Origin of the sequence: Streptomyces sp. NPDC029674, assembly GCF_044903205.1 — a bacterium.
Lineage (GTDB): Bacteria > Actinomycetota > Actinomycetes > Streptomycetales > Streptomycetaceae > Streptomyces.
Map to the genome: position 1 here is coordinate 75,793 of NZ_JBJDPY010000020.1, position 26,404 is coordinate 102,196.

At 72.2% G+C, this 26,404-nt stretch carries 26 protein-coding genes; 25 read left to right on the plus strand and 1 reads right to left on the minus strand.

Annotated features, from left to right (window positions below):
- Window positions 1-191 precede the first annotated feature (191 nt).
- From ACI2L3_RS34375 to ACI2L3_RS34435, 13 genes are all read left to right on the plus strand, one after another.
- Window positions 192-380: a hypothetical protein gene (locus tag ACI2L3_RS34375; protein WP_404756338.1), complete on the plus strand. Its 189-nt coding sequence runs from the start codon at window positions 192-194 to the stop codon at window positions 378-380.
- Window positions 381-651: 271 nt separating this feature from the next.
- Window positions 652-1,545, plus strand: a complete 894-nt coding sequence (locus tag ACI2L3_RS34380; RefSeq protein WP_404756339.1) for a hypothetical protein — start codon at window positions 652-654, stop codon at window positions 1,543-1,545.
- Between the two features lie 348 nt (window positions 1,546-1,893).
- Window positions 1,894-2,223 (plus strand): TcmI family type II polyketide cyclase, encoded by a 330-nt coding sequence (locus tag ACI2L3_RS34385; RefSeq protein WP_404756340.1) that lies wholly within the window; start codon window positions 1,894-1,896, stop codon window positions 2,221-2,223.
- Between the two features lie 31 nt (window positions 2,224-2,254).
- Complete coding sequence (locus ACI2L3_RS34390) at window positions 2,255-3,511, plus strand: beta-ketoacyl-[acyl-carrier-protein] synthase family protein (RefSeq protein ID WP_404756341.1); 1,257 nt, start codon at window positions 2,255-2,257, stop codon at window positions 3,509-3,511.
- Window positions 3,508-4,725 (plus strand): ketosynthase chain-length factor, encoded by a 1,218-nt coding sequence (locus ACI2L3_RS34395; protein ID WP_404756342.1) that lies wholly within the window; start codon window positions 3,508-3,510, stop codon window positions 4,723-4,725. The genes ACI2L3_RS34390 and ACI2L3_RS34395 overlap by 4 nt, the downstream gene beginning before the upstream one ends.
- A gap of 79 nt (window positions 4,726-4,804) precedes the next feature.
- A complete protein-coding gene (locus ACI2L3_RS34400) occupies window positions 4,805-6,499 on the plus strand; it encodes an NAD(P)/FAD-dependent oxidoreductase (RefSeq protein ID WP_404756343.1) in 1,695 nt (564 codons plus the stop codon).
- 24 nt (window positions 6,500-6,523) lie between these two features.
- Entirely contained in the window at window positions 6,524-7,135 is a 612-nt protein-coding gene (locus ACI2L3_RS34405; protein ID WP_404756344.1) for a nitroreductase family deazaflavin-dependent oxidoreductase, read from the plus strand.
- A gap of 28 nt (window positions 7,136-7,163) precedes the next feature.
- Complete coding sequence (locus ACI2L3_RS34410) at window positions 7,164-7,529, plus strand: antibiotic biosynthesis monooxygenase family protein (RefSeq protein ID WP_404756345.1); 366 nt, start codon at window positions 7,164-7,166, stop codon at window positions 7,527-7,529.
- Window positions 7,530-7,651: 122 nt separating this feature from the next.
- The gene (locus ACI2L3_RS34415) at window positions 7,652-9,322 is read left to right on the plus strand and encodes an MFS transporter (protein ID WP_404756346.1); all 1,671 of its coding nucleotides are present in this window, start codon (window positions 7,652-7,654) and stop codon (window positions 9,320-9,322) included.
- A gap of 77 nt (window positions 9,323-9,399) precedes the next feature.
- The gene (locus tag ACI2L3_RS34420; RefSeq protein ID WP_404756347.1) at window positions 9,400-10,920 is read left to right on the plus strand and encodes an FAD-binding oxidoreductase; all 1,521 of its coding nucleotides are present in this window, start codon (window positions 9,400-9,402) and stop codon (window positions 10,918-10,920) included.
- Window positions 10,921-10,972: 52 nt separating this feature from the next.
- On the plus strand, window positions 10,973-11,527 hold the full coding sequence (locus ACI2L3_RS34425; protein WP_404756348.1) for a flavin reductase family protein: 555 nt from the start codon (window positions 10,973-10,975) through the stop codon (window positions 11,525-11,527).
- A 34-nt stretch (window positions 11,528-11,561) separates the two neighbouring features.
- Complete coding sequence (locus ACI2L3_RS34430) at window positions 11,562-12,011, plus strand: nitroreductase/quinone reductase family protein (RefSeq protein WP_404756349.1); 450 nt, start codon at window positions 11,562-11,564, stop codon at window positions 12,009-12,011.
- Window positions 12,012-12,049: 38 nt separating this feature from the next.
- Window positions 12,050-13,402 carry a cation:proton antiporter gene (locus ACI2L3_RS34435; protein ID WP_404756350.1) on the plus strand — a complete coding sequence of 451 codons (1,353 nt, stop codon included), beginning with the start codon at window positions 12,050-12,052 and terminating at the stop codon, window positions 13,400-13,402.
- Window positions 13,403-13,425: 23 nt separating this feature from the next.
- Here the strand turns inward: ACI2L3_RS34435 and sigJ are convergent, their stop codons facing one another.
- Window positions 13,426-14,370, minus strand: a complete 945-nt coding sequence (sigJ, locus tag ACI2L3_RS34440; RefSeq protein WP_404756396.1) for an RNA polymerase sigma factor SigJ — start codon at window positions 14,368-14,370, stop codon at window positions 13,426-13,428.
- 296 nt (window positions 14,371-14,666) lie between these two features.
- Between sigJ and ACI2L3_RS34445 the strand changes: the two genes are divergently transcribed.
- The 12 genes from ACI2L3_RS34445 (at window position 14,667) to ACI2L3_RS34500 (ending at window position 26,378) form a co-directional block, all read left to right on the plus strand.
- Window positions 14,667-15,293 (plus strand): hemerythrin domain-containing protein, encoded by a 627-nt coding sequence (locus tag ACI2L3_RS34445; protein WP_404756351.1) that lies wholly within the window; start codon window positions 14,667-14,669, stop codon window positions 15,291-15,293.
- A 263-nt stretch (window positions 15,294-15,556) separates the two neighbouring features.
- Complete coding sequence (locus ACI2L3_RS34450; RefSeq protein WP_404756352.1) at window positions 15,557-15,826, plus strand: acyl carrier protein; 270 nt, start codon at window positions 15,557-15,559, stop codon at window positions 15,824-15,826.
- Window positions 15,827-15,859: 33 nt separating this feature from the next.
- Window positions 15,860-16,642, plus strand: a complete 783-nt coding sequence (gene fabG, locus ACI2L3_RS34455) for a 3-oxoacyl-ACP reductase FabG (protein WP_404756353.1) — start codon at window positions 15,860-15,862, stop codon at window positions 16,640-16,642.
- A 50-nt stretch (window positions 16,643-16,692) separates the two neighbouring features.
- Window positions 16,693-17,646: an aromatase/cyclase gene (locus ACI2L3_RS34460; protein WP_404756354.1), complete on the plus strand. Its 954-nt coding sequence runs from the start codon at window positions 16,693-16,695 to the stop codon at window positions 17,644-17,646.
- Between the two features lie 2 nt (window positions 17,647-17,648).
- The gene (locus tag ACI2L3_RS34465) at window positions 17,649-19,178 is read left to right on the plus strand and encodes an FAD-dependent monooxygenase (RefSeq protein WP_404756355.1); all 1,530 of its coding nucleotides are present in this window, start codon (window positions 17,649-17,651) and stop codon (window positions 19,176-19,178) included.
- Window positions 19,179-19,181: 3 nt separating this feature from the next.
- Window positions 19,182-20,789, plus strand: a complete 1,608-nt coding sequence (locus ACI2L3_RS34470) for an NAD(P)/FAD-dependent oxidoreductase (RefSeq protein WP_404756356.1) — start codon at window positions 19,182-19,184, stop codon at window positions 20,787-20,789.
- Window positions 20,790-20,831: 42 nt separating this feature from the next.
- Window positions 20,832-22,403 carry an FAD-dependent monooxygenase gene (locus tag ACI2L3_RS34475; RefSeq protein ID WP_404756357.1) on the plus strand — a complete coding sequence of 524 codons (1,572 nt, stop codon included), beginning with the start codon at window positions 20,832-20,834 and terminating at the stop codon, window positions 22,401-22,403.
- Window positions 22,400-23,305: an alpha/beta hydrolase gene (locus ACI2L3_RS34480; protein WP_404756358.1), complete on the plus strand. Its 906-nt coding sequence runs from the start codon at window positions 22,400-22,402 to the stop codon at window positions 23,303-23,305. Before ACI2L3_RS34475 ends, ACI2L3_RS34480 begins: the two co-directional genes overlap by 4 nt.
- 316 nt (window positions 23,306-23,621) lie before the next feature.
- Entirely contained in the window at window positions 23,622-24,038 is a 417-nt protein-coding gene (locus ACI2L3_RS34485; RefSeq protein WP_404756359.1) for an acyl carrier protein, read from the plus strand.
- Entirely contained in the window at window positions 24,005-25,558 is a 1,554-nt protein-coding gene (locus ACI2L3_RS34490) for an acyl-CoA carboxylase subunit beta (RefSeq protein WP_404756360.1), read from the plus strand. Before ACI2L3_RS34485 ends, ACI2L3_RS34490 begins: the two co-directional genes overlap by 34 nt.
- A gap of 8 nt (window positions 25,559-25,566) precedes the next feature.
- The gene (locus ACI2L3_RS34495; RefSeq protein WP_404756361.1) at window positions 25,567-25,806 is read left to right on the plus strand and encodes an acyl-CoA carboxylase epsilon subunit; all 240 of its coding nucleotides are present in this window, start codon (window positions 25,567-25,569) and stop codon (window positions 25,804-25,806) included.
- An 86-nt stretch (window positions 25,807-25,892) separates the two neighbouring features.
- Window positions 25,893-26,378 (plus strand): nuclear transport factor 2 family protein, encoded by a 486-nt coding sequence (locus ACI2L3_RS34500; protein ID WP_404756362.1) that lies wholly within the window; start codon window positions 25,893-25,895, stop codon window positions 26,376-26,378.
- Window positions 26,379-26,404: the final 26 nt, after the last annotated feature.

Sequence of the window (26,404 nt, forward strand, 5' to 3'; positions counted from 1 at the left end):
CGGGGGTGCACCGGCGGGCCAACACTGCGCAGGTCGCGGCCGGTCGGGTGCGGTGGCCGCCCCGGGGGCGCGGTGCGGGGCGGGGGGACTTCGGTGACTCTCTTGGCCTGGTTCTGACATGGCGCTGGCACGGGATTCCTTACGGTGGCCGAAATCCCGCCCCCAGCACGCGGTCGCTTTGGAGGCAGTTCATGAGCCAGGCGTCAGCCGACCCGATGAATTCCCGTGTACGGCCCGTGCGCGGGGCCCGGGCGCCGGGCGGCATCCGTGCGGCGCGTACTGCCGCGGTGCCGCTGGATCCGGTGCGGCGGGCGGGGGCGTACGGCTGGATCGTGCCGGTGGGCAATCCCGGGGCGGGGAGGTCCGGGCGGGCGGGCTGAGGTCCGGGGAGCGGTTCGGCAGCCGGTATGGGGCAGCCGGTATTCGTAAGCCGGCGTCTGGCGTTTGGCGTCTGGCGTTTGGCCTGTTCGGTGTTGGGCGTTCGGAGGGGGTGCGTGCGGGGTCCCCTCGCCGCTCCTCCTGCCCCTGGTCCGCGGGCCATGTGGTGCGTACGAGTTCTTTCGCATGTCGTTGGTGTACGGCTTTTGCGCGTGTCCCGTCCCTGGCGCGGCAGCCAGGGGTGACCTCGCGCGAGACTACGGGGGATAACAGATGAATCAGCGTGAGCTGCAAGTGAACGTCGCCACCCGCGCCCGCACCCGTACCCGGTGCGAGGGGGTGGACTGTGTGCGGGGCCGGGACGGGGCGGTGGCCGTCGAGGGGCTGCGGTTGTGCCCGGGGTGTCTGCGGCTGCTGGCCCGGCGCCTGCAGGAACTTCCGTGCCTGTACGAGGAGTTGGCGCAGCGCCTGGGAGGCGGCGGCGGTACCGGCGTGCGGGAGCGGGTCAGCGGCGGGCCCGGGCTGCCGGGGATGCCGTTCAACGGGGCGGCCGCCGATGTGCGCGCCTCGATCATGGCGACGCTGGGCTCGTGGGCCGGCCTGGTCAGTGCCCAGCGCCGGGTGCCCGCGCCCGAGCGCAGCGTCGAGCGGCTGGCCTCCTTCCTGCTGCTGCACGGTGCGTGGCTGGCCGCGCATCCGGCGGCCACCGAGGTGACCGGGGAGATCTCCCGGCTGGCGGCGGCCGCGCGCCGGGTGGGGCGGGAGCGGGCGCCGCGCCGGGTGCGGGTCGGCCCGTGTGTGTCAGAGGGCTGCGGCGGCACGCTGGTGGCCGACTTCCGCGGGGCGGGCGGGGATTCGTGCACGGCGATCCGCTGTGACGCCGACGCGGAGCACGCCTGGTCCGGTGAGCTGTGGACGGAGCTGCGCCGGGCCCTGAGGGGGCAGGGCGAGCGGTGGCTGACGGCCGGGGACGTGGCGCGGCTGTGGTCGGTCAGTACCGGCACGGTCTACCGGCTGGCCAGTGAGCAGCACTGGCGGCGGCGCAGCCGGGCCGGGCGTACCTCCTACGCGGAGTCCGACGTGCACGCGTGTTTCGCGCGCCGCCGCGACGGGCGGGCCGGCAGTGGTGGGGCGGTGCCGTTTCCGGGGCCTGGGCAGGGCGTCTGAGTTTTCTCTGACGTTCTCTGACGTTTTCTGGAGAGTTCCTGACGCGGTTCTGTACTTTCCGGCATTGAATTCGGGCCGCCGGGCGAAGAAGGTATGGAGCAGAGTCCGGTGAACTGTTCCCGGGCCCCGTCGCACCGGGTGGGACTGGCCACGCCGTCCCCTCGTCCCGCCGGCCCTCGCCCCATCGGCCCGCCGCGACGCATCTCGACTCTTCTCCGCTCTTCTTCATCTTCTTCATCTTCTTCGCTCTTCTTCGCTCTTCTTCGCTCTTCTTCGCTCTTTCTCTGCGCGGCCCGGCCCCGAAGGCCCCGGCTCGCCCAGCCCCCTTCCATCAACGGGAGACAGCCGATGCACAGCACTTTGATCGTGGCGCGCATGGATGCCGGCGCCGGCGGTGACGTGGCGCGGATCTTCGGGGAGTTCGACCGCACCGGGATGCCCGACCTGATGGGGACCCGGCGGCGGCAGCTCTTCTCCTACCGCGGTCTCTACTTCCATCTGCAGGACTTCGACGCCGACCACGGCGGCGCGGCGATCGAGGAGGCCCGCTCGCATCCGCTGTTCATGAAGGTCAGTGACGACCTCAAGCCCTACATCGGGGCCTATGACCCGGCGACCTGGCGCTCGCCCGCGGATGCGATGGCCGAGCGCTTCTACCACTGGACCCGTTCTTCGTGACGCTTTTCCCCCGGAAGGGAGCGCCGTCCGCATGGGACGCGACGTAGTGATAACCGGCATCGGGGTGGTGGCGCCCGGCGGTGTCGGTGCCAAGGAGTTCTGGAACCTGCTGAGCAACGGCAGGACCGCCACCCGGCGCATCACCCTGTTCGATCCGGCGGATTTCCGTTCGCGGGTCGCCGCCGAGGTCGACTTCGACGCCGCGCAGCACGGGCTGAGCCCGCAGGAGATCCGGCGCATGGACCGGGCCGCGCAGTTCGCGGTGGTCACCACCGCGGAGGCGATGGCCGACAGCGGTCTGACGCCCCAGGAGATCGACGCGCACCGCACCGGTGTCACCATCGGCAGCGGGGTCGGCGCGACGATGGCGCTGGATCGCGAGTACAACATCGTCAGCGACGGGGGCCGGCTCGAGCTGGTCGACCACCGCTATGCGGTGCCGCATCTGTACGACTACTTCGTGCCCAGTTCGTTCGCGGCCGAGGTGGCCTGGCGGGTGGGGGCGGAGGGTCCTGCCGCGGTGGTCTCCACCGGCTGCACCTCGGGTCTGGACTCGGTGGGGTATGCGACCGAGCTGATCCGGGAGGGCAGCGCGGATGTGATGCTCGCCGGTGCGGCGGCGGCGCCCATCTCGCCGATCACGGTGGCCTGTTTCGACGCGATCAAGGCGACCACGCCGCGCGACGAGGAGCCCGAGCGGGCCTCGCGGCCCTTCGACCGGACCCGCAACGGGTTCGTGCTGGGCGAGGGGGCGGCCATGTTCGTGCTGGAGGAGCGGGAGCGGGCCGAGCGGCGCGGGGCGTACGTCTACGCCGAGATCTCGGGCTTCGCGACGCGCTGCAACGCCTTCCACATGACCGGTCTGCGCCCCGACGGGCGGGAGATGGCCGAGGCGATCCGGCTGGCGCTCGACGAGGCGCGCATCAACCCCGAGCAGGTCGACTACATCAACGCCCACGGTTCGGGCACCAAGCAGAACGACCGGCACGAGACGGCCGCGTTCAAGCACAGCCTGGGCGCGCACGCCTACCGCACCCCGGTCAGCTCCATCAAGTCGATGGTGGGGCACTCGCTGGGCGCGATCGGCTCCCTGGAGATCGCCGCGTCGGTGCTGGCCATCGAGCACAACGTGGTGCCGCCGACGGCGAACCTGCACGAGGCGGACCCGGAGTGCGACCTGGACTACGTGCCGCTGGTGGCCCGCGAGCAGCAGACCGACACGGTGCTGAGCGTGGGCAGCGGCTTCGGCGGCTTCCAGAGCGCGATGGTGCTGCGGAGGGCGGCATGAGCGGGCCGAGCGTCGTCACCGGGATCGGGGTCACCGCGCCCAACGGGCTGGGCGTGGAGGCGTACTGGGATGCCACGCTGGCCGGCAAGAGCGGCATCGGGGACATCAGGCGTTTCGACGCGGCCGGCTATCCGGCGGGGCTGGCCGGCGAGGTGCACGACTTCGTGCCCCGCGACCATCTGCCGGGCCGGCTCATTCCGCAGACCGACCACATGACGCGGCTGGCGCTGGTGGCCGCCGACTGGGCGCTGGCCGACGCGGGTGTGGATCCCGCGACCTGGGACCCGTTCGACATGGGGGTGGTCACCGCCGCCTCGGCGGGCGGCTTCGAGTTCGGCCAGCGCGAGCTGCAGAACCTGTGGTCCAAGGGCGGCAGCCATGTCTCCGCGTACCAGTCCTTCGCCTGGTTCTACGCCGTGAACACCGGGCAGATCTCCATCCGCAACGGGATGCGCGGCCCCAGCGGGGTCGTCGTCGCCGACCAGGCCGGCGGCCTGGACGCGCTGGCGCAGGCCCGCCGGCAGATCCGCAAGGGCAGCCGGCTGATCGTCTCGGGCGGGGTGGACGGCTCGATCTGCCCGTGGGGCCATGTCGCCCAGTGGGCCGGCGGCCGGCTCAGCACCAGCCGGGACGCCGAGCGGGCGTATCTGCCCTTCGACGCCGCGGCCGCCGGGCATGTGCCCGGCGAGGGCGGGGCGCTGCTGGTGGTGGAGGAGGCCGGTGCGGCCGCCGCGCGCGGCGCCGAGGTGTACGGGGCGATCCGCGGGTATGCCGCCACGTTCGATCCGCGGCCGGGCAGCGGCCGCGAGCCGGGGCTGCGCCGCGCGATCGAACTGGCGCTGGCCGATGCGGGGGTGAGCGCCCGGGAGGTGGACGTGGTCTTCGCGGACGCCGCCGCCGTCCCCGAGCTGGACCGGATCGAGGCGCGGGCGCTGCAGGCGGTGTTCGGGGAGCGGGGGGTGGCGGTGACCGCGCCCAAGACGATGGTGGGCCGGCTGCTGTCCGGTGCGGCCTCGCTGGATGTGGCCACCGCGCTGCTGGCGCTGCGCGACGGTGTCGTGCCGCCCACCGTGCACGTCACGCCGGATCCCGCCCACCGGCTCGACCTGGTCACCGGGCAGGCGCGTGCGGCCCGGCTGGAGACCGCGCTGGTGCTCGCCCGCGGTTACGGCGGGTTCAACTCCGCGCTGGTCGTCTCCCGCTCCGCCACGTGAACACCGCCCGTACCCGGCAAGGCATGGCAGGACCCGGCAAGGCACAGCAAGCAATCCGTCCCGAGAGAGGGTGGCGCGTATGCCCAGCAAGGTCATGGCCGGCGGCCAGGCCAGAAAATCCGACAAGGTCCAGCACTGCGACGTGTTCATCCTGGGCTCCGGGCTCGCGGGCTCGGTGGCCGGGGCGATCCTGGCCCGCCAGGGCGCCGACGTGGTGCTCGTGGACGCCGGCCAGCACCCGCGGTTCGCGGTGGGCGAGTCGATGACGCCGCAGCTGATCGAGTGGCTGCACATCCTCAAGTCGCGTTTCGACGTGCCCGAGCTCGGCCATCTGCTGAACGTCAAGGCGGTCGCCGACCATCTGGGCCCGCACCACGGCCGCAAGCAGAACTTCGGGTTCATCAAGCACGAGGCGGGCCGCGAGCCCGATCCCGAAGAGGCGACGATGTTCGTCATCCCCAAGGCGCTGACCGATGCCAGCCACCTCTTCCGCCAGGACAGCGACCAGTACTACTTCAACGTCGCGGCGAAGTACGGCTGCCGCACCCGGCAGAACTGGTTCGCCACCGACCTGGACTTCGACGAGGACGGGGTCACCGTCAGCGGCAAAAACGGCGAGGTGTTCCGGGCCAAGTACCTCATCGACGCGAGCGGGTTCCGCTCGCCGCTGGCGGAGAAGTTCGCGCTGCGCGAGCAGCCGGCCCGCTTCAAGCACCACGCCCGGTCGCTGTTCACGCACTACATCGGCATCAAGCCGTTCGACGACGTCTCGCACCACCCGGTCAGCAAGCGCCCGCCGGCCCAGTGGCACAACGGCACCCTGCACCACCTCATCGAGCGCGGCTGGTTCTGGATCATCCCGTTCGACAACGTCAAGGGCTCCAGGAACCCGATGGTCAGCGTCGGCCTGACCATGGACGAGCGCACCTACCCCAAGCCCAAGGACCTCACCCCCGAGGAGGAGTTCCGCTCCTTCCTGGACAAGTACCCGGCCGTCAAGCGGCAGTTCGTGGGCGCCAAACGGGTCCGCGAGTGGATCTCCACCGACCGCCTGCAGTACTCCTCGGCCAAGTCGGTCGGCCACCGCTGGTGTCTGATGTCGCACGCGGCCGGCTTCCTGGACCCGCTGTACTCGCGCGGGCTGTCCAACACCTTCGAGGTGGTGTACGCGCTGTGCACCCGCATCCTGGACTCGATCGAGGACGACGACTGGTCGGTGGAGCGCTTCGAGTACGTCGAGCAGGTCGAGCGCGGGCTGCTGCGCTACAACGACGACCTGGTCAACAGCTCCTACATCGCCTTCTCCCACTTCCGGCTGTGGAACGCGGTGTTCCGGGTGTGGGGCGGGTTCTTGACGCCCGGCGTGATCCGGCTGCACCGGGCCCGGGTCCAGTACGAGCTGGACGGCAACGAGCAGCACCTCAAAGACCTGGAGAACAGCGCCTATCCGGGCCTGTGGTGGCCGCAGGACGACTTCAGGCACATCCTCGAACTGACCGCGGAGACCTGCGAGAAGTACGAGGTCGGCGAGGTGGACGGGGACACCGCCGCGGACATCATCTTCGCGGCGCTGCGCGACTGCGCGAGCCTCAACCCGGTCTTCGGGTGGAAGGACGAGGAGTCCACCCGGTTCGTGTACCCGAGCACGGCGATGGTCGCCAAGTTCATGCACTGGTCGCTGCGCAAGGCGCCGGCCGGCGAGATGCGCGACATGGCCCGCTCGCTGCTGTCCAGCTCCGTGCGCTCGGCCCTCAAGGGCAAGAAGCCGCTCTAGATCAGGAAAGGGGGGCCCGGCCCCATGGCGCAGACCCTGCCGGACACCGAGGACGCCCAGAGCACGGCGCTGTCCTCGTGGTCCTCCACCCGGCCGCAGATGGAGAACACCAATCCGCTGGTGGAGGCCTTCACGCGGTTCAACGTCTATCTGTACTCCAAGCCGCCGAACAAATACGTCAAGAAGGTCAACAAGTCCTTCCTGCATCTGCACCTGTTCCTGTACCGGGCGTCCAAGGGCCGCATCATGGGCCACTTCGGGCGGCTGGACGCGATGCTGCTGACCACCACCGGCCGCAAGACGCGGCTGCCGCGCACCCTGCCGGTGGGCTACGTCTACGACAACGGGCGCTACATCGTGTGCGCGGCGCCCGGCCACTTCGACGTGCCCGGCGGCCCCAAGGCCACCCATCCGGCCTGGTTCCACAACGTGCGCGCGACGCCGCAGGTGCGCGTGGACATCGGCCCCGAGCAGTTCGCGGCCACCGCGCGGATCCTGGCCGGCGACGAACGCGAGCGCAGGTGGCGCGAGTTCACCGAGGTGTTCCCCTTCATCGCCGAGTTCCAGGAGCGGGCCAGCCGCCCCATCCCGGTCATCGAGATCACCCCGGACGATCTCGACCCCCACGAGCTCTGAGAACTGTGAGAATCCGAAAGGGACGCACATGAAGATCGAGGCACTGGACCCCGGCACGCCGCTGATGAAGCAGTTCCAGGCGAGCACCGGGCCGATCACCCTGGTCAACGTCTTCGACGTGCCGCCGGAGCTGTACGAGGAGTTCCTGGCCGTCTGGCGCCAGGACGCCGCGTACATGAAGAACAGCCCCGGCTGCATCCAGACCCAGCTGCACAAGGGGACGGCCGGCAGCCGCCTGCTGGTCAACGTCGCGGTGTGGGAGTCCACCCAGGCGCTGCTGGCCGCGTTCAGCACGCCGGAGTTCCAGCAGGCGGCCGGCAAGTACCCGGAGGGAATCACCGCCTATCCGCACGCGTACGAGAAGGTCGCCGTCGAGGGGATCTGCGTCGCCTGACGCACAGCGGGTGTGGCGTGCGTCTCACTGGCGGCCGGGCATGTCACACCGCGCGCGTCCGGGCCCTCTTGGGTGCACCACCACACGCTGTGAGCGGCCTGGACGCCCACTAGGAGAGGAACATGACTCAAGTACGGCAGACAAATCCGTGGGCGGTTCTGAGCGTCTTGTGCCTGGGGTTCGTGATGACCCTGGTGGACCTGACGATCGTGAACATCGCCATCCCGGACATGACCGACGACCTGGGCTCCTCGCTGGACCAGGTGCTGTGGGTCGTCAACTCCTACACCCTCGTACTGGCCACCCTGATCATCACCGCCGGTCGGCTGGGTGACATCCACGGCAAGGGCAATCTCTTCCTGTCCGGCGTGGCCCTGTTCACCCTGGCCAGCCTGGCCTGCGGACTGGCGCAGGATCCCGCCCAGCTCATCGCGTTCCGCGCGGTGCAGGGCGTGGGCGCCGCGATGCTGATCCCGCAGACCCTGTCGATCATCACCGATGTGTTCCCGCCGGAGAAACGCGGCGCGGCCTACGGGGTGTGGGGCGCGGTCGCCGGTGTCTCCGGGGCGATCGGCCCGACCCTGGGCGGCCTGCTGGTCACCCATCTCGACTGGCGCTGGGTGTTCTTCATCAACATCCCCATCGGCATCCTGGTACTGGTGCTGGGCCTGCGGGTGATGCCCCAGCACGTGCGGGTCATCAAGCACCGCTACGACCTGCCGGGCGTGCTGCTGGCCTCGGCGGCGCTGTTCTGCCTGGCCTTCGCGCTGACCGAGGGCGAGCGCTATGAGTGGAACACCTGGATCTGGACGCTGGTGGCCGCCTCCGTCGCGCTGATCGGGGTGTTCCTTGTCTACGAGCGCGGCCAGCAGGACAACGAACCGCTGCTGCCGTTCTCGCTGTTCAAGGACCGCAACTTCTCCCTGATCAACCTCGTCGGCATCGCGGTCTCCTTCGGTGTCCTGGGCATTTTGCTGCCGACGACGATCTATCTGCAGTCGGTGCTCGGCTTCAGCCCCATGAAGACGGGTCTGGTGCTGGTGCCGCTGGCGGTGGGCTCGCTGTTCACGGCCGGCCCCGCGGGCATCCTCTCGGAGAAGTTCGGCGGCAAGTACATCCTGACCGCCGGCCTGTCGATGTTCGGCATCGGCATCACCTGGATCCTGCTGGTCGCCGAGACCGACAGCAGCTGGACGGCGTTCGTCGGCCCGCTGTTCGTCGCCGGCCTCGGCGCCGGGTGCACCTTCGCGCCGATGGGCTCGGAGGTCATGCGCAACGTGCCGCCGCACCTGACCGGCGCCGCCTCCGGCGTCAACAACGCGCTGCGCCAGGTGGGTTCGGTGATGGCCGGTGCCGTCATCGGCGCGGTCCTGCAGGCCCAGCTGGTCTCCGCGCTGCGCGAGGAGGCCGCCGCCAGTGCCGGGCAGCTGCCCGAGCCCTACCGGGAGGACTTCACCTCCTCCTTCGCCGAGGGCGCCGAGGCGGTCGGGGTCGGCACCGAGCAGGGCGGCGGTTCACTGCCGGCCGACGTGCCGGGCGAGGTGGCCGACACCTTCCAGGAACTGGCCGGCAAGGTGTTCTCCAACGGCTTCGTCGAAGCGCTGCAGCCCACCATGCTGGTGCCCGCTGTGACCATGTTCGCCGGCGCCGCGCTGTGCCTGGCCCTCAAGGGCGGTGCCACCCCCTCCGGCATGGGGCACGGCGCGCCCGCCGACCCCAAGGCCACGACAGACACGACAGACACGACGGATACGCCGGGCGCGACGGAGGAGGACAGCCCCGTCACCCGCTGAGCACCCCGCACCTTCCCGAACCGAATCCGCCCCCGGCCCCGTAACAGGGCCGGGGGCGCTCGTGGTTGGACACCCACATGATCAGTCGAAGAACACTCCTGGGCGCCTCCGGCGCCTCCCTGGGCCTGATCGCGCTGCGGCCCGCGGCCGGGCACGCCCTCGAGAGCGTGCCCTGGTCCCGGCTCCGCGGCCACCTGGGCGGAGAGCTGGTCCTGCCCGGCGACGCCGGCTACGCGCAGGCCAAGCAGCTGGACTCCCGCCAGTACGACGCCATCAGCCCGCGGGCCGTGGCCTACTGCGAGAGCCCCGCCGATGTGGCACTGTGCCTGGCCTTCGCCCAGGACCACGCGCTGGCGCTGTCGGTGCGCAGCGGCGGCCACAGCCTGGGCGGCTACTCCACCACCACCGGCCTGGTCGTCGACGTCTCACGGCTGAACTCGGTGATCCTCTCGGGCACCGGCGCGGGCGCCCGCGCCGTGCTGGGCGCCGGCGCGCAGAACGTGGACGTGCTCAACACGCTGGCCCCGGCGGGCCTGGCGGTGACCGGGGGCGCCTGCGCCACGGTCGCGGCCGGCGGGTTCATCCAGGGCGGCGGCGTCGGCTTTTTGACCCGGGCGCTGGGGGTGGCCTGCGACGCGCTGACCTCGGCCCGGGTGGTACTGGCCGACGGCCGCTGGGTGACTGCTTCCGCCAAGAGCCACCCCGACCTGTTCTGGGCGCTGCGCGGCGGTGGCGGCGGCAACTTCGGCGTCGTCACCTCCTACACGCTCAAGCCCTCCGCCGTCACCGACGTGGCCACCGCCACCCTCCTCTTCGCCTGGGACAAGGCGCTGGACATGGTCGAGGGTTACGCCCGCTGGCTGGTGGACGCGCCGCGCCCCATCGGCGGCGCCTGCGTGATCACGCTGCCCGACGCGGCCCCCGGCGCCACCCCCGTCCCGGCGATCCGCCTGGTCTCCACCGGCACCCAGGCCCAGCTGGACGACGAGACGGCCCGCCTCCTCTCGCTCACCGGGACACCGGTCAGCCGCAGCGCCGCCACCGTGGCCCACCGCGATCTGATGATGGGCATCTACGGCTGCGCCACCAAGACCGTCGCCCAGTGCCACCGCGCCGGGGCCACCGCCGAAGGACAGCTGCCCCGGCCCGCGTACAGCCTGGAACGCAGCCGCATGTTCACCTCCCCGATGTCGCGCACCGGCTGGGCCGGCGCGCTGGCCGTCTTCGACGCCGAGCGGCGGGCCGGCCAGATGCACCAGCTGCAGGTGCTGCCGGTGGGGGGCGCGGCGGCGGACCTGAGCCGCACGGCGACCGCCTATGTGCACCGCGACAGCATCTGCACCGTCAACTACCTGGCGGCCATCCCGGGTTCGGCCACCCCCACCGACGCCGACAAGGCGGCCGGGCAGGCCTGGGTGGACCGGGGATTTGCCGCCATCGACGCGCACTCCTCGGGCGAGACGTACCAGAACTTCATCGACCCCGCCCTGCGCGACTTCCAGCGCTCCTACTACGCCGAGAACCACCCGCGGCTGCTCGCCGTGAAGCGGGCCTACGACCCGCACCGGCTGTTCACCTTCGCGCAGAGCATCCGCTGACCCGCCCCCCCCTTTTCGCTTCCCCACCTCTTCCCCTTTTCAGGAGGCGTGCATGACCGCGACGCCGACCAACACCCAGCGGCCGCGGCCGCCGGTGCCCATCGACGGCAAGACGCTGCGCAGTGTGTGCGGTCTGTTCGTGACCGGCGTGACCGTGATCACCAGCGGCGGCGGGGAGCGGGCGGCCGGCACCACCGTCAACTCCTTCACCTCCGTCTCCCTGGACCCGCCCCTGGTGCTGTTCTGTCTGCACCAGGCCTCCCGGCTTCGCGCCCTGGTGGAGGAGTCCGGCGCCTACACCGTGAACTTCCTGGCCGGCCGGCAGGAGCCGCTGGCCTGGGCGTTCGCGGGCCGGCACACCGCCACCCTGCAGGACGTGGAGCACCGCTACTCCGCCGTGGGGGTGCCGGTGCTCAGCCAGGCCATGGCGTTCTTGTCGTGCCGGCTGGTCAACGCCTTCGAGGGCGGCGACCACACCATCTTCGTCGGCGAGGTGGCCGAGCTGGGCGTGCCGCGCGCCGACACCGAACCGCTGATCTTCTTCCGCGGGTCGATGGGCTCCCTGGAGGACGAACCGCGCGGCCCGCACCCCATGTTCGACAGCTAGCAGTCCCCTACCCGACCAGCAAAGGGAGTCGTGGATGTCCGGCACCACCCGAGCCTCCGGTCCGTCCGGTCCGTCCGTCCAAAGGCGGCTGGCCCGTTTCAACCGCAGGTTCGCCAACCGTTTCGTGGGCCCGGTGCTCACCCGCATGCCGGGCTTCGGCGCCGTGCTGCACCGCGGCCGCAGGTCGGGGCGCGTCTACCGCACCCCGGTCAAGGTGTTCCGCCAGGGCCCCTACTACGTGATGTCGCTGCCCTACGGTCCGCAGTCGGACTGGGTGCGCAACACCCTGGCCCATGACGGCTGCGAGCTGCGCACCCGGGGCCGGCACATCCAGCTGACCCAGCCGCGGGTGTTCGTGGACGAGCGGCAGACCGTCGTCCCGGCGCCGCTGCGGCCGCTGCTGCGCCGCTTCAAGGCCTTCGACTTCATCGAACTGCGCCCGGTGGACGGCGGTGGGGCGGCCGGGCCCGTCCAGCGCCCCTGACCCGTTGTGCCGTGCTGTGTGTGGAGGCTGGAGGCGAGATGGCATCGGGCGAGGCCCTGCCGCTGGAAGCGATAGTCCTGATCGACGTTGCGATCGTCCTGCTCGCGGGGGCGGCGATGGCCCGCTGCGTGCGCAGACTGCACCAACCACCCGTGATCGCGGAGATCGCGGTGGGCATCCTGCTCGGGCCCAGCCTGCTGGGGCTGCTGCCGGGCGACCTGCCCGCGCTGATCTTCCCCGACGATGCCCGGCCGCTGCTCGGCGCCATCTCCCAGGTGGGGCTCGTGCTGTTCATGTTCCTGGCCGGCTGGGAGCTGGACCTGACCCGGCTGCGCGGGCGGGGGCGGGCGGTGGGCGCGGTGGCCGCCCTGGCCATGGCGGTGCCGTTCGCCATCGGCGCGGGGGCCGCGGCGATGCTGTACTCCTCGCAGAGCAGCCAGGACGTCGGCGCCGGCACGTTCATCTTCTATGTCGGCACCGCGTTCTCCATCACCGCCTTCCCGGTGCTGGCGCGCATCATCCGCGACAGCGGCCTGTCCACCTCCCGGGTCGGCACGCTGGCCATGGCCTGCGCGGCGATCGGTGACGTGGCCGCCTGGTGCGTGCTGGTGCTGGTGGTCGCCGTGGCCGGGGCGGGCGGCACCGGCGAGTTCTTCTCCGTGCTCGGTCTGACGGTGGCCTACGGTCTCGCGATGGCCTTCGTGGTACGGCCGTTGCTGGCCCGGGCGCTGCTGCGCGGGCCGGGCCGGACGGAGCGGGGCACCCTGCTCGTGCTGATCGTCTCGGGGGTGTTCGTCTCCTCGTTCGTCACCTCCTGGATCGGCATCCACGCCATTTTCGGCGCGTTCGCCTTCGGGCTCGTCATGCCGCGGCGGCGCGCTCCCGAACTGCACCATCAGGTCGAGGCGCCCATCGAGAAGGTCGCCGGGCTGCTGCTGCCGGTCTTCTTCGTGGTCACCGGGCTGTCCGTGGACATCGGCGCGCTCGGCTCCTCGGGGCTGCCGGCCCTGGCGCTGATCGTGCTGAGCGCGGTGGTGGGCAAGTTCGCCGGTGCGGTGCTGCCCGCCCGGGCGGTGGGCCTGGGCTGGCGGGAGGCCACCGCGTTCGGGGCGCTGATGAACACCCGCGGGCTGACCGAGCTCGTCATCTTGGGCATCGGCCGTGAACTGGGCCTGATCTCGGCGCAGATGTTCACCATGATGGTGCTGATGGCGCTGGTCACCACCGCGATGGCGGGTCCGCTGCTGCGGCTGCTGGGCATGGGCCCGGGCCGCCAGGACAGCGGCCCGCAGCCGCCGCCCGGCGCACCGGACGCCGCCGGGGCCTCGGTGACGGTGGCCGCGGGCGGGCGGGGCGAGGGCGCCGGGGCCGCCGGCCCGCACCCGGCCTGAGCGCCCCTCCCGGCAGGGCCGGTTCACTCCTGGGCGTCCGGCCCGGAGCGCACCCGCGCCAGCTTGTCGGGGTTGGTGACGGCATAGATGCCGCGCACCTGGTCGCCGCCGGGGGTGAGGTCCATGACGATGACGGCGTAGGGCGACTCCTCGGAGAAGACCACCGCCGAGGCATCGCCGTTGACGTGCCGGTAGTGGATGTCGATGTCCTTGGGCGCCTGCTCCGCGTATCCGGCCAGCATCCGGCAGACCTTGTCGCGGCCGATGACCGGCCGCAGCCCCGCGGTGCGCACCTTGCCGCCGCCGTCGGTCCACATGGTCACCTCGGGCGCCAGCATCTCCATCAGCGCGTCCAGGTCGCCGCCCAGGGCGGCGGCGACGAAGCGTTCGGCGACCTCCTGCTGGACCTGCGGGGTGGACTCGTAGCGGGGGCGGCGCGCCTGGACGTGGGCGCGGGCCCGGTGGGCGAGCTGGCGCACCGCCGAGGGGCTGCGGTCCAGGATGGCGGCGATCTCGGTGTGCGCGTAGCCGAACACCTCGTGCAGCACGAACACCGCCCGCTCCAGCGGGGTCAGCGTCTCCAGGACCACCATCATGGCCATCGACACCGACTCGGTGCGCAGCGCATGCTCGGCGACGTCGGGGGCGGGTTCCTCGGCGGCGCCGGTGATCAGCGGTTCGGGCAGCCAGGGCCCCACGTACGTCTCGCGCCTGCGGGTGATGGCGTCCTTGCGGGCCAGCGCGTGGTTGACCGCGATGCGCACCAGGTAGGCCCGCGGGTTCTCGATCAGCTGGCGCGGCGAGCGGCGCTTCTTGCCCGACCAGGACAGCCAGGTCTCCTGCAGGACGTCCTCGGTGTCGGCGACGGAGCCGAGCAGGTTGTAGACGATGGAGAAGAGCAGTTCCCGGTGGCCGACGAAGACCTCGGTGGAGGCTTCCAGGGCGTCGCCGGCCGCGCCCTCGCCGATGAGGTCCTCGTCGGTGCAGCCTTCGCCGCCCCGGTCTGCGAAGTCTTCCGCGGTGAAGTCTTCTTCCGCACTGTCGGACATGGTGCCCCTCCCGTGTGACGCGCTCGCTCCTGAGAGGACCTTGACGCGGTGGAGTGTGACATCGGCACGGCGAATGTGTTTCACCTCACAGCGGGGGCCGTCGATGTCACAGACGGCCCTGCCGTTCCCCTCTCGTTCGCGAGGGCATCCGGCCGCGAGGTACCTCCCATTGTTGACCGGCGGGGGCCGGTCGTCGACGAAAGGAACGGCACACCATGGCAGTTGCACAGCAGGCCCCGATCAACTTCGCCGTCATGTACGCGACGCACGACGCGTTCCGGCGTGACCTGGAGAGGTTCGCGGCGGCCGTGGCGGCCGGCCGGGCCGGCTCACCCCGGGTCCGGGCCGGCTGGGAGAACTTCAAACGCCAGCTGCACGTGCACCACACCGTGGAGGACGCCGTGCTGTGGCCGCGGGTGGCCGCGCAGGTCACCGACCGGCCCGAGGACCAGAAACTGCTGGCGGAGATGGAGTCCGAGCACGCGGGGCTGGACGCGGTGCTCGCGGCCGTGGACGCGGGCATGTCGCAGGGCGCCGCGGACCTGGGCGAGCGGGTGGACCGGCTCGCGCAGGCGCTGGGCTCGCACATGCGGCACGAGGAGGACGCGGCGCTGCCGCTCATCCAGGACGTGCTGACCAACAAGGACTGGGACGCCTTTCGCGGTGCCATGGCCAAGAAGCAGGGGCCCAAGGGCGCGGCCGTCTACATTCCCTGGGTCATGGACGGCCGTGATGTCGCCGAGCGCAAGCGGTTCCTGGACTGCATGCCCGCACCGGTGAAGGTCCTCAACAAGCTGTTCTGGGAGTCCAGTTACCAAAAGCGCGGGCTGTTCTCCGCCTGAGTCCCCTCCCCGGCCGGCTCCTCTTGGCCGGCCCGCGAGCGGCCCGTGACGGGCCCCGCCCCTCAAGCGCGCCCCTGCCGGTGTGAATCCCCCGCCGCCGGCAGGGGCGTTCGTCTTGCCGGGGCGGGGCCCGCCCCTCTTTCTTCTCTGTGGCTTTCTTCTCTGTGGCCGTACGCAGCTGTGTGCTCCGTGCGGCCTTTGTGCTGCCCGCACCGAACGATCCGCCCCTCTCGCACGATCCGCCCATCCGAAGGGATCCCACCATGAGCACGCCCACGTTCGCCCTCGCCGATCTCACCCGCATCCTGCTGGAGGGGGCCGGCGCCGATGACGGCGTCGACCTGGACGGCGACATCCTCGACCGCGACTTCGAGGACCTCGGCTACGAGTCGCTGGCGCTGCTGGAGACCGCCGGGCGCATCGAGCGCGAGTACGGCATCGCCCTGGACGACGACGTCTTCGCCGAGAACCGCACCCCGCGCGCCCTGATCGCGGCCGTCAACGGCCGGCTGTCCGCCTCCGCCGCGGCCTGAACCCGCCGCGCCCACCCGCAGGGAGAACTGATCATGCAGCAGGACCAGCGTGTCGCTCTTGTCACCGGTGCCACCAGCGGGATCGGCCTGGCCGTGGCCCGGCTGCTGGCCGGCCAGGGCCACCGGGTGTTCCTCGGCGCCCGCACCGCGGAGAACGTCGCCTCCACCGTCAAGCAGCTGCGCGAGGAGGGCCTGGACGTGGACGGCGCGGCCCTGGACGTGCGCTCCCCTGCCGCGGTGGCCGCGTTCGTGGCCGCCGCCGTCGCCCGCTTCGGGCCCGTCGACGTCCTGGTCAACAACGCCGGGCGCTCCGGCGGCGGGGTCACCGCCGACCTGGACGACGCACTGTGGGACGACGTCATCGACACCAACCTCAACAGCGTCTTCCGCATGACCCGCGAGGTCCTCAACGCCGGCGGGATGCGGCACAAGGACCGCGGCCGGATCATCAACATCGCCTCCACCGCGGGCAAGCAGGGCGTGGTGCTCGGCGCCCCCTACTCCGCCTCCAAGCACGGCGTCGTCGGCTTCACCAAGGCGCTCGGCAACGAACTGGCGCCCAGCGGCATCACCGTGAACGCGGTCTGCCCCGGCTATGTGGAGACACCGATGGCCCAGCGGGTGCGCCAGGGCTATGCCGCCGCCTACGAGACCAGTGAGGAGGCGATCCTCACCAAGTTCCGGGCGAAGATCCCGCTGGGCCGCTACTCCACGCCCGAGGAGGTCGCGGGCCTGGTCGGCTATCTGGCCTCCGACACCGCCGCCTCCATCACCGCGCAGGCCCTGAACGTCTGCGGCGGCCTCGGCAACTTCTGACCCCCGGCCCCGGCCTCCCCCAGCAGCCCACCAACCAAGGAGAGGTGACCATGACGACACGTCAGGTCGAGCACGAGATCACGGTGGCGGCCCCGGCCGCCACCGTCTACCGGCTGATCGCCGAGGTGGAGAACTGGCCTCGGATCTTCCCGCCCACCCTCCACGTCGACCATGTCGAAAAGGGCGAGCACAGCGAGCGCATCCGCATCTGGGCGACGGCCAACGGCGAGGCCAAGCAGTGGACCTCGCGCCGCACCCTGGACCCGCAGGGCCTGCGGATCGGCTTTCGCCAGGAGGTCTCCACGCCGCCGGTGGCGGCGATGGGCGGCACCTGGCTGATCGAGCCGCTCGCCGGGAACAGCGCGCGGATCCGGCTGCTGCACGACTACCGCGCCGTCGACGACGACCCGGCGGGCCTGAAGTGGATCGAGGAGGCCGTGGAGCGCAACTCCCGCGCCGAGCTGGCCGCGCTGAAGCAGAACGTGGAACTGGCCGTGGCCGATGAGGAGTTGACGTTCTCCTTCGAGGACAGCGTGCAGGTGCACGGCAGCGCCAAGGACCTGTACGACTTCGTCAACGAGGCCGGCGCGTGGGCCGAGCGGCTGCCGCACGTGGCCAGCGTGCGCCTGCAGGAGGACACCCCGGGCCTGCAGAGCCTGGAGATGGACACCCGGGCCAAGGACGGCTCGGTGCACACCACCAAGTCCTACCGGGTCTGCTTCCCGCACCACAAGATCGCCTACAAGCAGGTGACGCTGCCCGCGCTGATGAGCCTGCACACCGGGCACTGGACGTTCACCGAGACCACCGGGGGCGCAGAGGGCACAGAGGGCACCACCACCGCCACCTCGCAGCACACCGTGGTGCTCAACACCGCCAACATCGCCCGGGTCCTGGGCGCGGACGCCACCGTCGCCGACGCCCGCACTTACGTGCACGGGGCGCTGTCCGCCAACAGCCGGGCCACCCTGGGCCACGCCAAGGACTACGCGGAGAAGCACTGACCATGGCCGTGGACCGTCTCGAGAGCGAGGTCGTCGTCGTGGGCGCGGGGCCGGTGGGGCTGATGCTCGCCGGTGAACTGCGCCTGGGCGGCGCCGACGTCGTCGTACTGGATGAGCGCGCGGGCCCCACCACGCAGTCGAGGGCCTCGACGCTGCACGCCCGCACCATGGAGCTCCTCGACGCGCGCGGCCTGCTCGGCGCGCTGGGCGCTCCGCCGTGCGAGATGCGCGGGCACTTCGGCGGGCTGCCGCTGGATCTGAGCCTGCCCAGCAGCCACCCGGGGCAGTGGAAGGTGCCCCAGACGCGCACCGAACAGCTGCTGGGCGACTGGGCGGCCGGCCTGGGCGCCCGGCTGCGGCGCCGGCACACGGTGCGCGCGGTGCGCGCCGGCCCGGCCGGGGTGGAGGTGGTGGCCGCGGGCCCGGGCGGCCCGGTGCGGGTGCGCGCCCGCTATCTGGCCGCCTGCGACGGCGAGCACTCCACCGTGCGCCGCCTCATGGGCGCCGCCTTTGTTGGCCAACAGGCGGGGCGCGAACTGCTGCGCGCCGACGTGGCCGGTCTGGACATCGCCGAGCGGCGCTTCGAGCGGCTGCCCGCCGGGCTGGCCATCGCGGCCCGGCGCGCCGACGGGGTGACGCGGGTGATGGTGCACGAGTTCGGCGTGCCGGCGCGAGCGCGCAGCCGGGAGCCGGAGTTCGACGAGGTGTGCGACGTGTGGAAGCGGGTCACCGGCGAGGACATCAGCGCCGGCCATCCGCGCTGGGTGAACTCCTTCGGTGACGCCTGCCGCCTGCTGGAGAGCTACCGGCACGGCCGGGTGCTGTTCGCGGGCGACGCCGCCCACCAGCAGATGCCCATCGGCGGCCAGGCCCTGAACCTGGGCCTGGCCGATGCGGCCAACCTGGGCTGGAAACTGGCCGCCGTCGCCCGCGGCCGGGCCCCGCAGAGTCTGCTGGACAGCTACCACAGCGAGCGGCACCCGGTCGGGCGCCGCGTGCTGGACAACATCCGCACCCAGGCGCAGCTGCTGCTGGGCGGCGCCGAGTCGGACTGCCTGCGCGCCCTGCTGGGCGAACTGCTGGCCAAGGACGACGTCCGCCGCCACCTGGCCGCGATGGTCGCCGGGCTGGACGTGCGCCACGCCGTGGGGCCCGGCACCCATCCGCTGCTGGGCGCCCGCCTGCCCCACCTGCGGCTGACGGTCGATCAGCAGCAGGTGGACAGCGCGGAGTTGCTGCGCGGGGGCCGGGGCGTGCTGCTGGCCCTGCACCCGCGGGCCGCCGAGCTGCGGGCGGTGGCCGCGCCCTGGCAGGACCGGGTGACCTGGGTGGCGGCGCGGTGCACCGGCCCGGCAGCCGGCGCCCGGCCCGAGAGCGACGCGCTGCTGGTGCGCCCCGACGGGCACATCGCCTGGGCCCGGCCGGGCCAGGAGACCTCGCTGCGCGAGGCGCTCACGAACTGGTTCGGCGCGCCCCTGCCCGCGCCCGGCACACACCCCCTTCCCGCGACGTCCCCTGCTTTTGGAGAGTGAGCCATGAACACCACCGACCCGACGCACGAGCGCTACGACGTGGCCATCCTGGGCGCGGGCATGGCGGGCGGCATGCTGGGCGCGGTGCTGGCCCGCAACGGCGTCAAGGTGCTGCTCATCGACGCCGGCCTGCACCCGCGCTTCGCGGTGGGCGAGTCGACGATCCCCTACACCTCGGCCATGACCCGCATCGTCGCCGAGCGCTACCGGGTGCCCGAGATCGAGGCGATGGCCTCCTTCCGCGGCGTGCAGGACAAGGTCTCCCCCATGTCGGGGCGCAAGCAGAACTTCGGCTTCGTCTACCACCGCCAGGGCCGGGAGCAGCAGCCCGAGGAGATCAACCAGCTGGTGGTGCCCGAGTGGCAGCGCACCGAGAACCACCTCTTCCGCCAGGACACCGACGCCTACCTCTTCCACCTGGCGGTCTCCTACGGGGCCACACCGCTGCTGGGCACCCGCATCAGCGACATCGAGACCGGGCCCGAAGGGGTGCTGCTGCGCTGCGCCAAGGGCGGCGAGCACCGGGCCCAGTACCTGGTGGACTGCGGGGGCTACCGCTCCCCGGTGGCGGAGAAGTTCCAGCTGCGCGAGGAGCCGACCCGGGCCCGCCACCACTCCCGCTCCCTGTTCACCCACATGGTGGGCGTCACCCCCTACGACCGGGCGCCCTCGGCCGCGGGCCACAAACAGCCCAGCCCCTGGCACCACGGCACCCTGCACCACGTCTTCGACGGCGGCTGGCTGTGGGTGATCCCCTTCGACAACCACGAGGGCGCACTCAGCCCGCTGTGCAGCGTCGGCCTCACCCTGGACGAACGCACCCACCCGGTGGGCGAGTCGACGCCGCAGCAGGAGTTCGATGCGTTCTTGGACCGCTTCCCGCAGATCGCCGAGCAGTTCACCGGCGCGCGGGCGGTGCGCCCCTGGGTGAGCACCGGGCGCCTGCAGTACTCCTCCACCCGCACCGTGGGCGAGCGCTACTGCCTGACCGCGCACGCCGCCGGATTCACCGACGCCCTGTACTCGCGCGGCCTGACCAACACCCTCGAAGTCGTCAACTCCCTTGCCTGGCGGCTGATCGAGGCCGCCGGCGACGGCGACTGGTCCACCGAACGCTTCGCCTACATCGACCGCCTCCAGCAGGGCCTGTACGACGTCCACGACGACCTGGTCTACAGCTCGTTCGTGGGCTTTGGCCACTACGACCTGTGGAACGCGGTGCTGCGCGTGTGGGAGGCGACCAGCATCATGCCGACGATGACCGTCGAGCGGGCCTACCGCGCGTTCATGGAAGAGCACGACGAGCAGATCCTGCGGGATCTGGAACAGACCAGCACACCCGGCCTGCCCTCCCCCGTCGGGGAGGACATCAGCGCGCTGCTCGCCTTCACCCGCACCACCTGCATGGCCGTCGAGGCCGGCGAACTGGCCGCGGCCGATGCGGCGCAGCGCATCTTCACCCGGGTACGGGAGTCGGCGTTCCTGCCCGCCCCGTTCGAGCTCGGCGACCCGGACAACCGCTGCTTCGAGGCCACCCCCCAGCTGCTGGGGCAGGCCCTGGAGTGGGGCCGGACCCAGGCGCCGCCACACATCGCGCGGCTCTTCGGCTGACCCATGCCGAGCCTCGCACCGGACATCGAAGGAAGGTCCAGCATGGACGCGGACGTGATCGTGGTCGGGGCGGGCCCGACCGGGCTGATGCTCGCCGGAGAACTGCGCCTGGGCGGGGCGCACGTCATCGTGGTGGAACGCCTGGCGGAGCCCACCGGGCAATCGCGCGGGCTGGGGTTCACCGCCCGCGCGATGGAAGTCTTCGACCAGCGCGGGCTGCTGGCGCACTTCGAGGAGCTCGAGGTGGCCGCGCGCGGCCACTTCGGCGGCGTGCAGTTCGACTACACCGTCCTCGAGGACGCCCACTTCGGTGCGCGCGGCATCCCGCAGTCGCGCACCGAGGACGTCCTGGAGCGGTGGGTGATCTCGCTCGGCGCCGACCTGCGGCGCGGCTGGGAGTTCCTCGAACTGGCGGAGAGCGCCGGCCACGTGGAGATCACGGTGGCCACCCCGCGCGGCGTGCAGCGGCTGAGCGCCCCCTACCTGGTGGGCTGCGGCGGCGGCAGCAGCGCGGTGCGCCGCGCCGCCGGCTTCTCCTTCCCCGGCACCGGCGCCACCCGCACCATGTACCTGGCCGACGTGGCCGGGTGCGAGCTGCGGCCCCGGTTCCTGGGCGAGCGCCTGGAGCACGGCATGGTGATGGCCGCGCCGCTGGGAGCGGGCGTGGACCGCATCATCGTGGTGCCGGACCGGGCCCCGGCCCACGAACACGAGCGCGCGGTGTCCTTCAGCGAGGTCGCCGACGCCTGGCAGCGGATCACCGGGGAGGACATCAGCGGCGGCCGGGCCCACTGGGTCAGCTCGTTCACCGACGCGACCCGGCAGGTCACCCAGTACCGGCGCGGGCGCGTGCTGCTGGCCGGGGACGCCGCGCACATCCACCTGCCCGCCGGCGGCCAGGGCCTGAGCACCGGCGTGCAGGACGCGGCCAACCTGGGCTGGAAACTCGCCGCCCAGGTGCGCGGCGACGCCCCGCCGGAGCTGCTGGACACCTACCACACCGAGCGGCACGCGGCCGGCGCCCGGCTTTTGATGAACACCCAGGCCCAGGGCATGCTGTTCGTCGGCGGACCCGAAATGGACCCGTTGCGCGCCCTGTTCGGCGAACTCATCCAGTACGACGACGTCAAACGGCACCTGGCCGGGCTGGTCAGCGGCGTCGACATCCACTACGCCACGATGCCCGGCCCGCACCCCCTGCAGGGCCGCCGCCTCCCCCCTCGCACCCTGCACGGCCCAGACGGCCCCACCAGCACGATGGCACTGCTGCACCCGGCCCGCGGAGTACTCCTGGACCTGACCGACAGCCCGGCACTGCGCGCGGCGGCAGCACCCTGGCACGACCAGGTGCACACGGTGACGGCCCGCCCGGACGAACAGGACACCACACTGGCGGGCACGGCCGCGCTGCTGGTGCGGCCGGATGGTTATGTGGCGTGGGCGGTGCAGGAGGGCTCGGTCGATGACCCGGGCCGGGCCGGGGCCAGCGGTTCGGGCGGGGCCGAGGAGCTGGATGTGGCCGGGCTGCGGGCGGCGTTGGAGCGGTGGTTCGGGCCGCCGCGTGCGGACGGGGGCGGCGCGCGGGCCGGCGCGGCGCAGGTGCGGGTGCCGTGAGCGCGCTTCCGGCGCGCTCCCGCGGCGTGCGGGGCATCACCCTGGACGCCGCGGGCCTGCCGCTGTCCGGGCTGCTCGGCACGCCGCCGGGCGCCGCGCCCCGGGCCACCGTGCTCGCCCTGCACGGCGGCGGCATGAGCGCCGCCTACTTCGACGGGCAGGCACACCCGGACCAGTCCCTGTTCACCCTGGGCATGCGCCTGGGCTACCAGGTGCTGGCCCTGGACCGGCCCGGCTACGGCGCCTCGGCCGGCCCGCTGCCCCAGGGCCAGACGCTGGCCGCCCAGGCCCGCACCGTGCGCGCCGCGCTGACCCGCTTCGCCGCCGACCACCCGGTGGGCGCGGGCGTGTTCGTGCTGGCCCACTCCTACGGCGGCAAGCTGGCGTTGACCTGCGCGGCCGGGCCCGCGCTGCCGGGCCCGCTGCTGGGCCTGGACATCTCCGGCTGCGGCCACCGCTTCGCCGTACCCGCCGCCCAGCTGCCCTCGGCCGCCGGACACGGGCACTGGCGGCACAACTGGGGTGCGCTGCGGCTGTATCCGCCGGACACCTTCCGCGGCTGCGCGGACATGGTCACCGCCATGCCGGTGCGCGAGCGGGTGGAGGCCGGACGCTGGCCCGACGCCTTCGTACGCCTCGCGGCGCGGGTGCGGGTGCCCACCCGGCTGACCTTCGCCGAGCACGAGGCGTGGTGGCGCCACGACGAGGCGGCCCTCGCCGAGCTGCGCGCCCACCTGTGCGGCGCCGAGCCGCTGGTGGTGGAGCGGCAGGCCGACGCGGGCCACAACATCAGTCTGGGCTGGTCGGCGCGTACCTACCACCTGCGGGCGCTGGCTTTCTTGGAGCAGTGCCTGGCGCGCCGCGCGGCGGCGGCGCCCGCCCCCCGGCAGGCGGCCGCCTGAACCCCGGGCAGCCTCCCCTCCCCGCCCCGCCGGCCGGCCCTGCGTCCCACCGTCCGCCCACACCCGCCGACCCCGCGCCGGCACCGCGAACCCCAACCGGCCGACCCGCACCGGCACCGGCACCGGCACCGGCACCGCGGACCCCAACCAGCCAACCCGCACCGGCACCGCGGACCCCAACCAGCCAACCCGCACCGCCACTGCGCCCCCACCCCCACCCCCACCCACACCCTCAGCACCAACCGCCCCCGCCCCACCCCCACCCCCACCCGCAAAGTCCTGCGCCCGCGCCCCACTCGACGGAAGCGACACGACCATGGCTGCCTCCCATCCCGATCCTTCTGTGCTGTTCGCCTGGCCCCGCGACGTGTCCGTGCTGGGCGCCATGGACCTGGAGCTGCGCACCCGCACCGTGCAGCGGTGGCTGTGCCGGGCGCTGGGGGACGCGCTGGGTGTGCCGCCGGCGCACCGTGTGCGGGCCGATCGGCCGCTGCGTGTGCTGGGCGTGGACGCGCTGCTCGCGCTGCACCTCAAGCGGCAGTTGGAGCAAATCCTGCACGTCCGGCTCAAGGCGCACGACCTGCTGCGCGAGGACACGCCCGCGCAGCTGGCGGCGCAGCTGGCCGAGCTGGCGGCGCGGCCCGCGGCGGCGGCCGTGTCCGTGTCCGACGAATCTGCCCGTCTGGGAGGAGTGAAGCGATGGACAGCCCGCGCAACGCGGTCGAGCAGCTGAGGGACATCAAGGAGCGGGTGCGGGAGGGCCCGGACGCGGCGGCCACCGAACGCCAGCACGCCAAGGGCAAGCTGACGGCCCGTGAGCGTATCGGGCACCTGGTGGACAAGGGCAGCTTCCGGGAGGTGGAGGCGCTGCGCCGGCACCGGGCCACCGGTTTCGGCCTGGAGGCCAAGCGGCCCTACACCGACGGGGTGGTGACCGGCTGGGGCACGGTGGAGGGCCGTACCGTCTTCGTCTACGCGCACGACTTCCGGATCTTCGGCGGCGCGCTGGGCGAGGCGCACGCCACGAAGATCCACAAGATCATGGACATGGCCATCGCGGCCGGCGCCCCGCTGGTCTCCCTCAACGACGGGGCCGGCGCCCGCATCCAGGAGGGCGTCAGCGCGCTGGCCGGCTACGGCGGCATCTTCCAGCGCAACACCAAGGCCTCCGGCGTCATCCCGCAGATCAGCGTGATGCTCGGCCCGTGCGCCGGCGGCGCGGCCTACAGCCCCGCCCTCACCGACTTCGTGTTCATGGTGCGCGAGACCTCGCAGATGTTCATCACCGGACCCGACGTGGTCAAGGCGGTCACCGGTGAGGAGATCAGCCAGAACGGGCTCGGCGGCGCGGACGCGCACGCCCGGACCTCGGGGGTGTGCCACTTCGCCTACGACGACGAAGAGACCTGCATCGCCGAGGTCCGCTACCTCATCTCGATGCTGCCCTCCAACAACCGTGAACTGCCGCCGCGCGCCCGCGGCGAGGACCCCGTGGACCGCCAGTGCCCGGCCCTGCTGGACGTGGTGCCGGCCGACGGCAACCGCTCGTACAACATCCGCGAGGTGATCGAGGAGATCGTCGACGACGGCGAGTACCTGGAGGTGCACGCCGCCTGGGCGCCCAACCTGGTGTGCGCGCTGGCCCGCCTCGACGGCGCCACGGTGGGCATCGTGGCCAACCAGCCCGCCGCCATGGCCGGCGTCCTGGACATTAGGGCCAGCGAGAAGGGCGCCCGGTTCGTGCAGTTCTGCGACGCCTTCAACATCCCCCTGCTCACCCTGGTCGACGTGCCCGGCTTTCTGCCCGGCGTCGACCAGGAGCACGAGGGCATCATCCGGCGCGGCGCGAAACTCCTGTACGCGTACTGCAACGCGACCGTGCCCCGGGTCTCGGTGGTGCTGCGCAAGGCGTACGGCGGCGCGTACATCGTCATGGACTCGCGTTCCATCGGCGCCGACATCGCGCTGGCCTGGCCCACCAACGAGATCGCGGTGATGGGCGCGGAGGGCGCCGCCAACGTCGTCTTCCGCCGCGAGATCAACGCCGCCGACGACCCGGAGGCGATGCGCGCGCAGAAGATCGAGGAGTACCGGCGCGAACTCGTCCACCCCTACTACGCCGCCGAACGCGGTCTGGTCGACGACGTCATCGACCCCACCGACACCCGCGCGGCCCTGATCAGTGCCCTGTCCATGCTCGAGGCCAAGGACGCGGGCCTGCCGCGCCGCAAGCACGGCAACCCGCCGCAGTGAGGACGATCATGAGCGACGACACATCACCCCCGCCGCAGCCGCAGTCGCAGCTGCTGGTGCGGATCGAGCGGGGCGATCCCACGCCCGAGGAACTGGCCGCGCTGCTGGCGGTGTTGCGGCTGCGGCTGAGCCCGGGCGACGGGGCGCGGGCGCCCGAGCTGCGGGCCCCGGCGCGCTGGTACCGGGCGCAGCCCACCCCCTTCGAGCCGCGGGCCTGGCGCAGCAGCGCCTTCCGCCGCGCCGCCTGAATCCCCGCCCCTCCCCCCCTGATCACCCCGGGCGCCCCCCTGTCCTTCGGGTCAGGGGCTGCCCCACCCCTGCGAAAGGACCGACCATGTCCCTGCTGGAGGACGACGCCACCGTGGCGGCGCTGCGCGATCAGCTGCGGCTGCTCAACGACCGTCTGGAGGTGGTCCAGTTGTGTGACCGCTACGTCATGCACCTGGACAAGGACCGCTCCCACGACGCCTGGCTGGAGACGGTGTTCACCGACGACGTGCAACTGAGCTTCCCCTTCGGCCAGTTCCAGGGCATCAAGGGGCTGGCCGGTTTCCAGGAGATGGCGCGCACGACGTTCGCGCGCACCCATCACCTGTGCGCCAACCACGTCGTGGACCTTCAGGGGGACAGCGCCCGGGTACGGGCCCACCTGATGGCCGTGCACGTGCGGGAGTCCGACGAGCCGGCCGGGCACTTCGACATCGGCGGGCACCTGGAGGCCGAGACGGTGCGCACCGAGCGCGGCTGGCGCATCCGCCGGTTCACCTTCGACCTGGTGTGGCAGTCCGGCCGGGCGCCGGCGGCGAAGGCTGGCGGCTGAGGGTGCGCGGTGCGCGGTGCACGAGG

Bases quoted from the DNA above. Each gene is read 5' to 3' on its own strand.
- ACI2L3_RS34375 (WP_404756338.1), top strand. From the start codon at position 192: ATGAGCCAGGCGTCAGCCGACCCGATGAATTCCCGTGTACGGCCCGTG.
- ACI2L3_RS34380 (WP_404756339.1), top strand. From the start codon at position 652: ATGAATCAGCGTGAGCTGCAAGTGAACGTCGCCACCCGCGCCCGCACC.
- ACI2L3_RS34385 (WP_404756340.1), top strand. From the start codon at position 1,894: ATGCACAGCACTTTGATCGTGGCGCGCATGGATGCCGGCGCCGGCGGT.
- ACI2L3_RS34390 (WP_404756341.1), top strand. From the start codon at position 2,255: ATGGGACGCGACGTAGTGATAACCGGCATCGGGGTGGTGGCGCCCGGC.
- ACI2L3_RS34395 (WP_404756342.1), top strand. From the start codon at position 3,508: ATGAGCGGGCCGAGCGTCGTCACCGGGATCGGGGTCACCGCGCCCAAC.
- ACI2L3_RS34400 (WP_404756343.1), top strand. From the start codon at position 4,805: ATGCCCAGCAAGGTCATGGCCGGCGGCCAGGCCAGAAAATCCGACAAG.
- ACI2L3_RS34405 (WP_404756344.1), top strand. From the start codon at position 6,524: ATGGCGCAGACCCTGCCGGACACCGAGGACGCCCAGAGCACGGCGCTG.
- ACI2L3_RS34410 (WP_404756345.1), top strand. From the start codon at position 7,164: ATGAAGATCGAGGCACTGGACCCCGGCACGCCGCTGATGAAGCAGTTC.
- ACI2L3_RS34415 (WP_404756346.1), top strand. From the start codon at position 7,652: ATGACTCAAGTACGGCAGACAAATCCGTGGGCGGTTCTGAGCGTCTTG.
- ACI2L3_RS34420 (WP_404756347.1), top strand. From the start codon at position 9,400: ATGATCAGTCGAAGAACACTCCTGGGCGCCTCCGGCGCCTCCCTGGGC.
- ACI2L3_RS34425 (WP_404756348.1), top strand. From the start codon at position 10,973: ATGACCGCGACGCCGACCAACACCCAGCGGCCGCGGCCGCCGGTGCCC.
- ACI2L3_RS34430 (WP_404756349.1), top strand. From the start codon at position 11,562: ATGTCCGGCACCACCCGAGCCTCCGGTCCGTCCGGTCCGTCCGTCCAA.
- ACI2L3_RS34435 (WP_404756350.1), top strand. From the start codon at position 12,050: ATGGCATCGGGCGAGGCCCTGCCGCTGGAAGCGATAGTCCTGATCGAC.
- ACI2L3_RS34445 (WP_404756351.1), top strand. From the start codon at position 14,667: ATGGCAGTTGCACAGCAGGCCCCGATCAACTTCGCCGTCATGTACGCG.
- ACI2L3_RS34450 (WP_404756352.1), top strand. From the start codon at position 15,557: ATGAGCACGCCCACGTTCGCCCTCGCCGATCTCACCCGCATCCTGCTG.
- fabG (WP_404756353.1), top strand. From the start codon at position 15,860: ATGCAGCAGGACCAGCGTGTCGCTCTTGTCACCGGTGCCACCAGCGGG.
- ACI2L3_RS34460 (WP_404756354.1), top strand. From the start codon at position 16,693: ATGACGACACGTCAGGTCGAGCACGAGATCACGGTGGCGGCCCCGGCC.
- ACI2L3_RS34465 (WP_404756355.1), top strand. From the start codon at position 17,649: ATGGCCGTGGACCGTCTCGAGAGCGAGGTCGTCGTCGTGGGCGCGGGG.
- ACI2L3_RS34470 (WP_404756356.1), top strand. From the start codon at position 19,182: ATGAACACCACCGACCCGACGCACGAGCGCTACGACGTGGCCATCCTG.
- ACI2L3_RS34475 (WP_404756357.1), top strand. From the start codon at position 20,832: ATGGACGCGGACGTGATCGTGGTCGGGGCGGGCCCGACCGGGCTGATG.
- ACI2L3_RS34485 (WP_404756359.1), top strand. From the start codon at position 23,622: ATGGCTGCCTCCCATCCCGATCCTTCTGTGCTGTTCGCCTGGCCCCGC.
- ACI2L3_RS34490 (WP_404756360.1), top strand. From the start codon at position 24,005: ATGGACAGCCCGCGCAACGCGGTCGAGCAGCTGAGGGACATCAAGGAG.
- ACI2L3_RS34495 (WP_404756361.1), top strand. From the start codon at position 25,567: ATGAGCGACGACACATCACCCCCGCCGCAGCCGCAGTCGCAGCTGCTG.
- ACI2L3_RS34500 (WP_404756362.1), top strand. From the start codon at position 25,893: ATGTCCCTGCTGGAGGACGACGCCACCGTGGCGGCGCTGCGCGATCAG.